This window comes from Dyadobacter chenhuakuii (genome assembly GCF_023821985.2).
GTDB lineage: Bacteria > Bacteroidota > Bacteroidia > Cytophagales > Spirosomataceae > Dyadobacter > Dyadobacter chenhuakuii.
In genome coordinates this window covers 2,944,947-2,957,279 of sequence record NZ_CP098805.1, presented here as the reverse complement: position 1 = coordinate 2,957,279, position 12,333 = coordinate 2,944,947, and the positions used below count along the sequence as shown (strand labels likewise).

Annotated in this window: 14 protein-coding genes; 6 read left to right on the top strand and 8 right to left on the bottom strand. The window is 47.4% G+C overall.

The window, feature by feature from the left end; translation table 11 throughout:
- Positions 1 to 230: 230 nt before the first annotated feature.
- On the top strand, positions 231 to 2,120 hold the full coding sequence (gene acs / locus NFI80_RS12290) for an acetate--CoA ligase (protein ID WP_235162898.1): 1,890 nt from the start codon (positions 231 to 233) through the stop codon (positions 2,118 to 2,120).
- Between the two features lie 71 nt (positions 2,121 to 2,191).
- Here the strand turns inward: acs and NFI80_RS12285 are convergent, their stop codons facing one another.
- From NFI80_RS12285 to NFI80_RS12260, 6 genes are all read right to left on the bottom strand, one after another.
- Positions 2,192 to 2,347 carry a FeoB-associated Cys-rich membrane protein gene (locus NFI80_RS12285; protein ID WP_235162899.1) on the bottom strand — a complete coding sequence of 52 codons (156 nt, stop codon included), beginning with the start codon at positions 2,345 to 2,347 and terminating at the stop codon, positions 2,192 to 2,194.
- Positions 2,348 to 2,367: 20 nt separating this feature from the next.
- Positions 2,368 to 2,901: a YfiT family bacillithiol transferase gene (locus tag NFI80_RS12280; protein WP_235158297.1), complete on the bottom strand. Its 534-nt coding sequence runs from the start codon at positions 2,899 to 2,901 to the stop codon at positions 2,368 to 2,370.
- Positions 2,902 to 2,975: 74 nt separating this feature from the next.
- Positions 2,976 to 3,767: an inositol monophosphatase family protein gene (locus NFI80_RS12275; protein WP_235158298.1), complete on the bottom strand. Its 792-nt coding sequence runs from the start codon at positions 3,765 to 3,767 to the stop codon at positions 2,976 to 2,978.
- Between the two features lie 7 nt (positions 3,768 to 3,774).
- Complete coding sequence (locus NFI80_RS12270; protein ID WP_235162900.1) at positions 3,775 to 4,962, bottom strand: lipoprotein N-acyltransferase Lnb domain-containing protein; 1,188 nt, start codon at positions 4,960 to 4,962, stop codon at positions 3,775 to 3,777.
- The gene (rsmI, locus tag NFI80_RS12265) at positions 4,952 to 5,653 is read right to left on the bottom strand and encodes a 16S rRNA (cytidine(1402)-2'-O)-methyltransferase (protein ID WP_233795704.1); all 702 of its coding nucleotides are present in this window, start codon (positions 5,651 to 5,653) and stop codon (positions 4,952 to 4,954) included. Before rsmI ends, NFI80_RS12270 begins: the two co-directional genes overlap by 11 nt.
- 36 nt (positions 5,654 to 5,689) lie before the next feature.
- A complete protein-coding gene (locus tag NFI80_RS12260; protein ID WP_235162901.1) occupies positions 5,690 to 5,935 on the bottom strand; it encodes a 4a-hydroxytetrahydrobiopterin dehydratase in 246 nt (81 codons plus the stop codon).
- Between the two features lie 261 nt (positions 5,936 to 6,196).
- Here NFI80_RS12260 and NFI80_RS12255 point away from each other — a divergent pair, with 261 nt between their 5' ends.
- The 4 genes from NFI80_RS12255 to NFI80_RS12240 all read left to right on the top strand — a co-directional run bounded on the left by NFI80_RS12255 (position 6,197) and on the right by NFI80_RS12240 (position 9,030).
- A complete protein-coding gene (locus NFI80_RS12255; RefSeq protein ID WP_233795706.1) occupies positions 6,197 to 6,625 on the top strand; it encodes an OsmC family protein in 429 nt (142 codons plus the stop codon).
- A 41-nt stretch (positions 6,626 to 6,666) separates the two neighbouring features.
- Positions 6,667 to 7,488: a thymidylate synthase gene (locus NFI80_RS12250; protein WP_235158301.1), complete on the top strand. Its 822-nt coding sequence runs from the start codon at positions 6,667 to 6,669 to the stop codon at positions 7,486 to 7,488.
- A gap of 12 nt (positions 7,489 to 7,500) precedes the next feature.
- Complete coding sequence (locus tag NFI80_RS12245) at positions 7,501 to 8,109, top strand: trimeric intracellular cation channel family protein (RefSeq protein ID WP_233795708.1); 609 nt, start codon at positions 7,501 to 7,503, stop codon at positions 8,107 to 8,109.
- An 87-nt stretch (positions 8,110 to 8,196) separates the two neighbouring features.
- Entirely contained in the window at positions 8,197 to 9,030 is an 834-nt protein-coding gene (locus NFI80_RS12240) for a hypothetical protein (protein ID WP_235158303.1), read from the top strand.
- A gap of 118 nt (positions 9,031 to 9,148) precedes the next feature.
- Here the strand turns inward: NFI80_RS12240 and NFI80_RS12235 are convergent, their stop codons facing one another.
- Positions 9,149 to 10,066 carry a DUF2911 domain-containing protein gene (locus NFI80_RS12235; protein ID WP_235158304.1) on the bottom strand — a complete coding sequence of 306 codons (918 nt, stop codon included), beginning with the start codon at positions 10,064 to 10,066 and terminating at the stop codon, positions 9,149 to 9,151.
- Between the two features lie 75 nt (positions 10,067 to 10,141).
- Here NFI80_RS12235 and NFI80_RS12230 point away from each other — a divergent pair, with 75 nt between their 5' ends.
- Positions 10,142 to 10,678 carry an NUDIX hydrolase gene (locus NFI80_RS12230; RefSeq protein ID WP_235158305.1) on the top strand — a complete coding sequence of 179 codons (537 nt, stop codon included), beginning with the start codon at positions 10,142 to 10,144 and terminating at the stop codon, positions 10,676 to 10,678.
- Here NFI80_RS12230 and NFI80_RS12225 read toward each other — a convergent pair.
- Positions 10,668 to 12,332 carry a S8 family peptidase gene (locus tag NFI80_RS12225; protein ID WP_235162902.1) on the bottom strand — a complete coding sequence of 555 codons (1,665 nt, stop codon included), beginning with the start codon at positions 12,330 to 12,332 and terminating at the stop codon, positions 10,668 to 10,670. The genes NFI80_RS12230 and NFI80_RS12225 overlap by 11 nt on opposite strands.
- Position 12,333 lies beyond the last annotated feature (1 nt).

Below are 12,333 nucleotides of genomic sequence, written 5' to 3'. Positions count from 1 at the left end.
TTCGAAAATACGTCTTTTTGATCGTCTGTCACAGTTTTACGATGCTTTACGGTCAGCATTGCAGAATCTTGAAAAACCTGCTTATCAACATTGGACGGCTGGGCATTGATTATCAGCGTCATGCACATTCAGGGCTATTTTTTCTGCATTGTAATAAGTAGGACTAACCAAATGAAAATTATAAATTGTCCCCCTATATCCCTTAATCCTAAGTCTAACCTTTATTTATCATGAAAATTAAGACCTTTGAAGCGTATCAGGCTGCCTACAAACAAAGTGTAGACGATCCCGAAGGTTTCTGGGCAGAAGTGGCCCAACAGTTTCAATGGCGTAAACCATGGAAAAAAGTCCTGAGCTGGGACTTCAACGAAGCGAATATCAAGTGGTTTGAAGGCGGCGAGCTCAACATTACCGAAAATGCACTGGACAGGCATCTTGCCGAGCGCGGCGATCAGCCTGCCATTATTTGGGAATCCAATGATCCCGAGGACAAATCCGTAACCATTACTTACCGCGTTTTATACGACCGCGTCTGCCGTTTTGCCAATGTCCTGAAAAAGCATGGCGTGAAAAAGGGAGATCGTGTTTGTATTTATCTGCCCATGGTCCCCGAGCTGACGGTGGCCGTGCTGGCCTGCGCACGCATAGGAGCCATTCATTCGGTTGTTTTTGGTGGTTTTTCAGCCAAATCCATAGCCGACCGTATCAATGATGCTGAGTGTAATATGGTCATTACTTCCGACGGCGCATTCCGCGGCTCGAAAGTGATCCCGATGAAAGAAACGGTTGATGCCGCATTGGATCAATGCCATAGTGTAAAGCATGTGATCGTGATGACGCGCACGCGGACGCCGGTTTCCATGCTGAAAGGCAGGGATTTGTGGTGGGAAGAAGAAGTAAAACACGTCGATTCCGTATGTCCCGCCGAGCCCATGGATGCCGAGGATACATTGTTTATCCTTTACACTTCGGGTTCAACGGGCAAGCCCAAAGGCGTGGTGCACACCTGCGGCGGTTACATGGTTTATGCGACCTATACTTTTGCCAATGTGTTCCAGTATGAGCCGGGAGAAGTTCATTTCTGCACGGCTGACATCGGCTGGATCACGGGTCACAGCTACATTGTTTACGGTCCGCTTTGCTATGGAGCCACTTCGGTGATCTTCGAAGGCGTCCCGACTTATCCGGATGCAGGCCGTTTCTGGGAAATCGTTGCCAAGCATAAGGTTAACATTCTTTATACAGCACCAACCGCCATTCGCTCGCTTATGAGCTTTGGTTTGGATTTTGTTAAAAATCATGATCTTTCATCGCTTACCAAACTGGGTTCAGTAGGAGAGCCTATCAATGAAGAGGCGTGGCACTGGTTTAAAACCAACATTGGCCATGACCATTGTCCTTTGGTGGACACCTGGTGGCAGACCGAAACAGGCGGAATTATGATTTCCCCGCTGGCCGGCATCACGCCTGAAAAACCAACCTTTGCAACATTGCCATTACCCGGCATTCAGCCGGTGTTGGTGGATGAAAACGGCAAGGAACTGGAAGGGAATGGTGTCAGCGGTAACTTGTGCATCAAATTTCCCTGGCCGGGCATTGTCCGGACCACATATGGCGATCATGAACGTGCAAAACAAACCTATTTCTCAGCCTATCCGGGCATGTATTTTACCGGTGATGGATGTTTGCGCGATGAAGATGGTTATTACCGCATTACCGGCCGCGTGGATGATGTATTGAATGTTTCCGGTCACAGAATTGGCACCGCGGAAGTCGAAAATGCCATTAACATGCATTTGGGCGTGGTTGAATCGGCTGTTGTAGGTTATGCGCACGACATTAAGGGCCAGGGAATTTACGCTTACGTGATCGCGGAAAGTGAACCGGACGATCCTGAAATGTTCCGAAAAGACATTGCAGCCACCGTTTCCAGGATCATCGGCCCGATCGCTAAGCCGGATAAGGTTCAGTTCGTGACAGGATTGCCCAAGACGCGTTCCGGGAAGATCATGAGACGGATTTTGAGAAAGATTTCAGAAGGAGATATGAATAATTTAGGAGACACGTCCACATTGTTGGACCCGGCGGTTGTCGAGGACATCAAGAAGGGAGCGTTGTAGAATATAATGCTGATAAAAGAAAACGGGGAGCTCCAATTGGGCTCCCCGTTTTTATGCCTTAATGTTGTATATCATTGGTTTTTGGCAGTCATCGCTTTATCCGTTGCGCAACCGCACCCTTTCGCACATCCGCCGGCATTACGCTTGTCAAATGCCTTCCAGACGCGCCAGCCCATGAAACCGACTGCGGCAAGGAAAAGGATTAATATGATGATCTGTTGTCCCATGGTTTAGTAACAGCCGGTTTTTACCAATTGTTCCTGGCCGCGAGCTGAAATGCGTGCTGGTAATGATGTTCGCTGTGCCATGCGTAATTGGCGATGACTTCGTCGAGTCGGAACACGCGGCCGGTTGCGGGATGCGTGTAAGTTCTTGCCAAATCATTTTCATCCATTGAATTGAGCAGCAGCACCCAACGCAAGTGAACATAGCGAAGCAGCTGAATGGACAATTCAACCTGCGCCATTTTTGCATCCGGCAGCTCAGCCCAAAGTTGTTCTTCATACGGCTTTATCACCGGGTTATCCTCCGTCATCGCAAGCCTGCAACGCACGTAAGCATTCATATGGCTGTCGGCCACGTGGTGTACGAGCTGTCGCACGGTCCAGCCGTCGGGCCGGTAAGGTGTGTTGTATTTATCATCGTCCCAGCCGCCCAAAAGGTTAATAAATTTGGATGGTAATGCGCTGATGATCTGAATGTTGGATTTAACTTCTGCGGGTGTATAAAGCTCCTGGTGCTGAAATTTTCCGATCGGGTATTTGAGTTGTTCGATGTCCATTCTTAATGATTGAATGACTGAATGAGTAAATGAGTGAATGAGCGGGCTACGCTGCGATGAGTAAGCGTTGTTAACTAGAAGTTCTCTCTGATTACTTCAACTAGCTCTTTATGGCCTCCTGAGGCTGCAATGATGTCACCTCCAAAAAGATAGTTGTCGCCGCCATTGAAGTCGGTTACCTTTCCTCCGGCTTCTTTGATCATGAGCACGCCTGCTGCCATGTCCCAGGAATTGAGGTTATATTCGTAAAAACCGTCAAATCTTCCTGCTGCAACGTAAGCAAGGTCCACCGCTGCTGCGCCCATTCTCCGGATGCCGTGCGTTCTTTGCATGAGCAGTTCCAGAATGTACATATAGCGCTTTTGCTTCTCGAATTTATAATAAGGGAAACCCGTTGCGATGAGACTGTCGGCCAGTGATTCCACATTGGAAACCTTCATCGGCTTTCCATTGCACCAGGCACCGCCGCCTTGCCATGCGTAAAACATTTCGTTCAGGCTCGGCTCGTGGATCACGCCGACGAGCAGTTCCTTTCCTCTCGCTAGTCCTACGCTGACGCAGTAAACCGGGATTCCGTGGATGAAATTTGTCGTTCCATCGAGGGGGTCAATGATCCAGTTCAATGCGGTTGGATCGGGTTCCTGGCCGGTTGTGCCTTCTTCGGTGATGAAGCTTGCTTCGGGAAGCAGTGCATTAAGCCCTGCCACCAGCAGTTTTTCTGCTTCCTTATCGACGTAAGAAACCAGATTGTTCAGGTCTTTATATTCAATTTTGTCGCGTGAAAATAATGCCGCTTCCTGCTGAATGAAGGATGAAGCCTTTCTTACGATTTCTATGGTTTGTTGCGTGAGCTGTTCGAGATCCATTACTATACTATCCTTTCTCAGGAATTTTAGAGAGTGAATTATTCATGTAGTAAACCCGGATGACCAATGTCAAAATGATCGGGATCACAACGAAATTATGTTTTAACAGATTACCTGTTGCGCAAAGTAAGAGAAATCCGTAAAATATCAACAAGAACGAGAACCACGATGGTTTCTTCTTTTTAGAAATCTGAAAAATCAGCGGCATCCACAGTGGGAAGGCCCAAAGAATGTCGTAATTCCATTTGGTATCATTGTGCTCGGTAGCGAACCATAGCAGAGCGAGCAGCCAGCCTGCGAGACCTACAACTGAGAAAAGAATTTTGTCCAGAAGAAAATTAAGCTTCTCCTTCTTGATCTGCCAGTAAGTAATGGCTAATGTGATCACAGCAAGAGCCCAGAAAACGTTCATAGGGGTGAAAATGCCGGTGTAATTGCGCGGTTCGGCTTTGAAATACTCATTTGTACTCTTTACCAGCGGCATTAGCCCGGAAGCCGTTTTTACTTTTGCATCAGTAAATGCAATGGCCAGGTTATCAGGCAGGAAAGTAGCTTGCTCAGGCGTGGCAATCTCATCAGCAGGAGTTCCCAGGGCAAGGTCCATGCCAAAATCCGCCCAGGGATTCTGCTTGAATGCATAGCGGTCGATCCATTGCCTGAAACTCAGTTTTTCATGCGTATAACCTTTGTAAACCAGGCTGTCGCCGCAGGCTTCTTTCAAAGCAACGGCAAGTCGGCTCGCGCAGTTGTCGTAAAAAAATTTGTAGGAATAAACCCTGTTTTGCGGCAGATAATTGTTTTCCAGGTAATTATAAAGTTTCTGTTTTTGCGGGATGCTCAGGTTTAAGACCTGCTCGGAAATAGACCGGTTTTCGGCGCGGTAATATTCCAGTTGGGGCCCCAGCGGATGCACCGAAATGCTGTATGGCAGATAGCCGCGCATGAAATTGATGTAAAAATTACCCTGGTCAAAACTGAATGTGCCGTAACTGTAAGCATTGTCAATGTTCAGAACGGGGTCATACACCCATAGCACGCTGTGTCCGAAACCGGAGTATAGTTCGTCGCCGGGGCCGAATGTAACGAGGCTCACCTTCGCTTCGGGGCTTAATGTGGCAAATTGGGCGCTTGCGGTTGTTTTTGCCAGTAAAAAAATCGCTACAAATGCAATGAACCTGAAAATGCTAATCCTCATATTTATCTGATTTCTTTTTTTCTTCTGCTTTGCCTGCCAGGATGATCACGATTTCACCTTTGATGGTTTTCTCTGAAAAATAAGCGATGACTTCTTCCAGCGTCCCGCGAACATTTTCTTCATAAATTTTAGTCAGCTCCCGCGCAACAGAAACTTGTCTGTCGGCCCCAAAAAACTCAACGAATTGCTGCAATGCCTTGATCAAACGATGCGGCGATTCATAAAATATCATCGTCCTTTCTTCTGAAGCAAGATTTTGCAGACGCGTCTGACGGCCTTTTTTATGGGGTAAAAAACCTTCAAATGTGAACCGGTCACTCGGCAAGCCCGAGTTCACCAGCGCTGGCACAAAAGCAGTAGGCCCGGGCAGACATTCAACCTGAATGCCTTGCTTAATGCACTCCCTAACAAGCAGAAATCCGGGGTCAGACACAGCGGGCGTCCCGGCATCTGAAACGAGCGCCATACTTTCCCCTTTCAGGATCCGTTCCACCACCCGCGTAACCGTTTGGTGCTCATTATGAATATGGTAACTGTGCATGGGCTTGGAAATGCCCAGGTGTTTCAGCAGCGATCCCGATGTGCGGGTGTCTTCTGCCAGAACTACGTCCACACTTTTCAAAACATTGATGGCGCGAAGTGTAATATCTTCCAGGTTGCCGATGGGCGTGGGGACTATGTAAAGTTTCATTGAATGCAAATGGGCGCAAATGGGCCGGCCACACAGTTATTTTTTAGTTTTTTCAAAAATTTCGTCAATCGCAGCTGCGAGCTTCCGGTCTTTCTCGGTAACAATGTCGCCTGCGTCGTGGGTGTTTAATTCAAATGTCACTTTGTTATAAGTGTTGGTCCAGAACGGATGATGGTCCATTTCGTCCACGGTTTCCGCGATCTCGGTCATGAAGGCAAATGCCTCTTTGAAATCCTTGAAAGTGAAGCTTTTTTTGAGCTTATTATCGTCCTCTTTCCACATATCGTTTCGCGTTTATTTTATTAAAAACCTTTAAAACGGCATAATAAAACGAATATACGAGGTTTATGTATCTTTTTAAATTATTCGGTTAAATAGCCGAATCGGGTTTGATGGAGTATATTTGAACTTTGATCCGGTTCATATCCTTATTAAAGTATAACGGTCGGCAGCACATTACAAATCACTTGCGAAAGCAGTTTTTGCTGGCCTTGTGAACATTTACATTTAACCCAAGCTCCGCTTACAATCAGGAGTATTATTATGAAAGTAGAACTCGTTCGTGTTGATGATGCCTTTCATTTTGAAGGCAGTGGTTCCTCAGAAGTGAAAGTGCATACCGACGGCTCCCCGGAAATCGGCGGAAGCAACCAAGGTGTGCGGCCTATGGAATTATTATTGATGGGACTGGCCAGCTGCAGCGCCATCGACGTGGTACTGATCCTCAAAAAGCAACGCCAGGATATCACCGATTTTCGCGTTATCGCCGACGGCGACCGCACACAGGAAGAAGACACGCAGCGCAAGCCATTTACCAAGATACATCTGACATTCAAATTTGCTGGCAATCAGTTGGATGAAAGCAAAATCAACCGTGCTATCGGCTTGTCGATGGAAAAATATTGCTCGGCAACAGCCCAGCTGGAAGCGCTTGCAACGATCACTTATGACGTTGAGATCGCAACCGTTTAATTCAACATTACCTTCTTTTACAACGCATTAATTATATCGCAATGCAGCAATATCAGGATTTGTTACGCCATGTACTCAAACACGGAGTTCGTAAAACCGACCGAACCGGCACAGGAACGGTCAGTGTTTTTGGTTATCAAATGCGCTTCAACCTGAAAGACGGATTTCCTTTGGTTACCACCAAAAAAGTGCATACAAAATCGATCATTCACGAGCTTTTGTGGTTTCTGAAAGGCGATACCAACATTCAGTATCTGAAAGAGAACGGCGTCTCGATCTGGGACGAATGGGCGGATGAAAATGGCGATCTGGGTCCGGTGTACGGCAAGCAGTGGAGGAGTTGGGAGGGGCCTGACGGCAAGACTGTGGACCAGTTGCAGGAGGTGTTGAAGCAATTGAAAACTTCGCCGGATTCGCGCCGGATCATGGTTTCGGCATGGAATCCGTCGCAATTATCGGAAATGAAATTGCAGCCTTGTCATGCATTGTTCCAGTTTTACGTGGCACCTCCGGATGAAGATTCAGGTGAAACACGTGGGAAATTGTCTTGCCAGCTTTACCAGCGCAGCGCGGATGTTTTCCTGGGCGTGCCATTTAACATTGCCAGTTATGCGTTGCTTACCATGATGATCGCGCAGGAATGTGATCTCGATCTGGGTGATTTCATCTGGACCGGCGGCGATACGCACATTTACCTGAACCATTTGGAGCAAGTTGGCTTGCAACTGAGCCGCGAACCGCGTGCCCTTCCAAAAATGGTCATCAATCCGGATGTTAAGAGTGTTTTTGATTTCAAATTTGAAGATTTTGAATTGCAGGATTACAGTCCCTGGCCGGGCATCAAGGCCCCGGTTGCGGTTTAGCAATTTCGTGGGATGAGCATTCAGTATATTTTAGAGATCATCGGCACATTCGCTTTTGCTATTTCCGGCGCGCTGGCTGTGAAAGATCAGAAGCACCAGGACTGGTTTGGAGCGAGTTTCACGGCTTTTATTTCGTCCATTGGCGGAGGAACATTGCGCGACATTCTGCTGGGCAGTTACCCGCTCGTCTGGATCAGTGATATCACGATCATTTACGCCATTATGGCGGGGATTCTGGCTACATTTATTTTTTACAAATTCCTGCTCAGGCTTCGTAAAACGCTTTTTTTGTTCGATACTTTTGGGATAGCATTATTCACCATTATCGGCACAGAAAAAGCGTTGCATCTGGGCGTCCGGCCTGAGATAGCCGTCATTATGGGCATCTTCACAGCCACCATGGGCGGTGTAATCCGCGACATGATGACCAATGAGATTCCGATCATTTATCGGAAGGAAGTGTATGCAACCGCTTGTTTTGCAGGTGCTTGCAGTTATTTGCTGCTGGATAGCGTTGGGGCCGGGCGCAATGTTGCGTTTATTTCCGCCTCGCTCGTCATCATAGCCATCCGCATTCTAGCGGTAAAATACGGCTGGACCGTCCCGCGTTTTTTCCGCTAACGTGGGTTCCAGGGTGGCGTTACGAATGTTATTACATGCTCCGGCATTAAAATTCAACATTCTCGTATCCATTGCTACCAATATTATATGCCTCCGGCATTTGCTGGCAATATTGCGTTGCTACCAATATTTCATGCCTCCGGCATTTTGCTACCAATATTGCGCGTTGCTACCATGGGTTCCGGGGTGGCGCTACGAATGTCATTACATGCCTCCGGCATTAAAATTCAATATTCGCATATCCATTGCTACCAATATTATATGCCTCTGGCATTTGCTGGCGACATTGCGTCGCTACCACTATTACATGCCTCCGGCATTTGCTACCAATATTGCGTTGCTACCATGGGTTCCAGGGTGGCGTTACGAATGTCATTACATGCCTCCGGCATTAAAATTCAACATTCGCATATCCATTGCTACCAATATTATATGCCTCCGGCATTTGCTGGCAATGTTACGTCGCTACCAATATTTTATACCTCTGGCATTTGCTGGCAATATTGCGTTGCTACCAATATTTCATGTCTCTGGCATTTGCTGGCAATATTACGTCGCTACCTATATTTTATGCCTCTGGCATTTGCTGCGATATTACGTCGCTACCAATATTTCATGCCTCTGGCATTTATTACCAATATTGCGTCGCTACCAATATTTCATGCCTCTGGCATTTGCTGGCAATATTACGTCGCTACCTATATTTTATGCCTCTGGCATTTGCTGCGATATTACGTCGCTACCAATATTTCATGCCTCTGGCATTTATTACCAATATTGCGTCGCTACCGATATTTTATGCCTCCAGCGTTTGTTACCAATATTGCGTCGCTACCGATATTTCATGCCTCCGGCATTGTTACCAATATTGCGTCGCTCCGCGACTTGGCGTTGTTGCCAGCAAATGCCGGAGGCATGTAATATTGGTAGCAACGTGCGTGTGGGGATCTGAATCCCGGAGGGATGTAACGACTTCCAAAATGCAAAAAAAAGGATGCGACGAAATCTGCCGCATCCCATACTATCTGAACATTCTCTGTTAACTCTTCTTTTTCTTGCCTTTTACTGCCGGGGAAGCCTGCTTGGGCGCGGTCGAAACTTTGGATTGGATTTGCTTGATCCCGCTTTCGATTTGTCCTTTATAAAAACTTGAAAAAGCGACATCATTCGCAGCAGCTCCCAATGTCAATGCTTTCTGGGCAACCGGCAATGCTTCTGCATTCTTGCCCAGCTTACTTAAAATCTGGGCTTTGAGCCATAAATTGGAGTAAGATTCTTTCAGTGCGATCGCCTTATCAGCCAGCGAAAGCGCCACTTGCAGATCTCTGCCTTTGGACAACAAGTAACCTGCCGTGCTCTGTAAAGCCGCAACGTCCTCCGGTTTTTCTGCAACTGCCTTATTGAGGCCAGCCATCGTGAGTGACTCCGTATTTACAGCCAACGGAACAGGCACATTAACGGACGACCAGGCAATGTTCAGGAAGCCCGTGCTATCCGAGGTAGGTTCGATGCTGATCTTGAAGTTTTCGGTAAATTCAGCGGATGTAGGAACGACCATGACTCTTGCCACGTCTTCCGCTTCTTTATAATCCTGCGTTCCGCCCTGGTTGAAGTTTTTATTCAAAATCACAGTCCAGGAAGCGCCGGATGGGATGGAAAACAATGCGTATTTTCCTGCGGGGACTTTTTTGCCTCCGAATGAGAAATCTGTTCCGGCTTCTAATATGGTGGCCATGTTAGCGCCTGTGCGCCAGACCTGGTTATAGGGAGCCAATGCGGAGCTGTCGGCAAATACTTTTCTTCCTTTAAGGGCTGGACGTGAATATTTTAGAGTGAAATCGGTTACTCCAATGCTTTGCATTACCGTAGCGGCCTGACTGGCCTGTGGCGTGCGTTGACCGATGGCGGTTGTAGCCAATAATGCGGCAAGGGAAACCGATAATAAATACTTTTTCATTTCTTAATAAGGTGGTTTATTTCTTGAAGTATTAAACTTGTGGTGAAATTAGAATGAAAAAATCACATAGCCTACATGAAGCGGAATAGTTTGCTTACCCTCCTTGATGCATATACGCCGGAAGATGGAATTGAAAGAGAAATGTATCAGGACACGATTGCATTTGTGAAAATGCACCCGGATTGTTTCGAACGGTCACTGGAAATCGGGCATGTAACGGCTTCGGGACTAGTTCTTTCTACGGACGAGCAATCAGTCCTGCTCATGCATCATCAGAAACTGGGACGGTGGTTACAGCCAGGCGGACATTGTGATGGCGACTCTGACACAGAACGGGTTGCGCGTAAAGAAGTATGGGAAGAAACAGGGATCCAACATTTGGATCTGTATAAAAGCGGAATTTTTGATGTCGATATTCATCTGATTCCCGAGCGAAAAGGCCTTCCTGCACATAACCATTATGACATTCGGTTTGCTTTTAAGGCTGCGCCCGGCCAGGAAATCGTTGTGAATGATGAATCGCTGGATGTGCAGTGGATTCCGTTGCAGGAAGTGCAAAAGCTGAACGATTCCGAATCCGTGGTGCGGATGATCCGGAAGATTACTGCTTGATGAATTTAAGTGCTTTTTCGTGATTATCCACCCGGATGTTAACAAGATAAAGGCCTGCTGCCAATTGGTTTGTAGCGATGGGCTGTGTGCTGGTCAGTCTTGACTCTGAGATACTTAATGCCTTTCCATTTAATCCATATATACTAAGCGTAGCTTTTTTGCCGATCAAATGTGGCGGGATAGAAAGGCTTGCATTCTCCTGGACAGGGTTGGGCAACAGCACAATGGCTGTAAGCAGATCGTCCTCTGTACCAAGCGGCATAAATTCATCTTGAATGATCTGTTCAGCCTTAACCGTGCTTGGAACACCGTAGCCTAGCAAGTTATCAGGCGCGCTGGCCTGATGTCCCGATTTTTTGATTACATAAATGAGCTGCTGCGCGGTCAGATTAGGATAAGCCTGCCACAAAATGGTCGAAAAGCCAGCGATCAAAGGCGATGAAAATGATGTTCCGTTGCTGCTCGCCACATTACCCGACGTGTTACCGATCACCGAGCCCAGGCCCACGGCAGCAACATCCGGCTTTTGCTGGCCTGCCGCATTTGGCCCTACTGAACTTAATGCTGCATAAGCCCGCTCGTAATTGGTCGCGCCGACGGTTAAGACAGAATCCACATCCGCGGGAGCAGTGACATAGTGCCACGGCTTATTCCCTTCGTTACCGGCTGAGCACACCACCAGCATGCCGGTGCGGGTTGCATAGCGCGCGGCACGGCTTATAATGGTGGTTTTTCCATCCATATCTTCGTAGGTGTAATTGTATTCGGGTTTGTTAAATTCCGCGTCAAACTGGCTGTAACCCAAAGAGGAATTGATCACGTCCGCGCCCACGCTGTCTGCGCGTTCAGCTGCCATTAACCAGGCAATTTCTTCGTAGGGTGATTCCAGAAAGTCATTTTCTGTGCGATACAGGGCATAATTGGCTCTAAACGCAGCGCCTATCATCGTTCCTGGCTGGTTCGCCGCCATTGTGGACATTACGTGCAAACCGTGCGATCCATCATTATAAACATTGCTTTCGCGGCCCATGAAATCATAAGTATCCATGATTCTTTTTTCATCGCGGAGCGGTTTCAAAAAGCCGACTTGATCGGCATTCAAAAAGCCATTGTCGAGGATCGCGATCAGCATATTTTCTCCATGGAAACCCTTGGTTTGCAGCTGCGGGACGTCCATTAATGCAAGCTGCGCATTCATATTTCCATAGTTGAGATCTTCCTCCGCTTCCAGTTTCCGGTTCAATGCGCCCACGCGCTCTACGCCGGGGGATTGTCCGTTAATGTTGGCAACGGGCAGGTCGAATTCAATGCTTTTGTAAAATGCCAGCTTTTTAATGTTCGCCAACTGAGCAGCATTGGCTTCTACCACGGCGCCATTGAACCAGCGGGAAGTAAAAATGACCGACGCGCCCAGCTGTTTTATTGCAGCGGTGTAAGTTTGATTCACAGGGAAGTCACGCGTGGTAACCGGGATATTCTGCCGCTTCCTTCTTTCGATAGACCGGGCTGACAGAAACTCTGCCGGTTTGTCCGCGGAGAATGTTGTGTTGGTTTTATCCTTAAAAAGAACAAAATATCGTGGGTTGCTTTGTGCGAAACAAAGGTTCAGGCAAAAGAATGAAGCAATGAGTGTGGTTTGTATAGTTTTTATCATG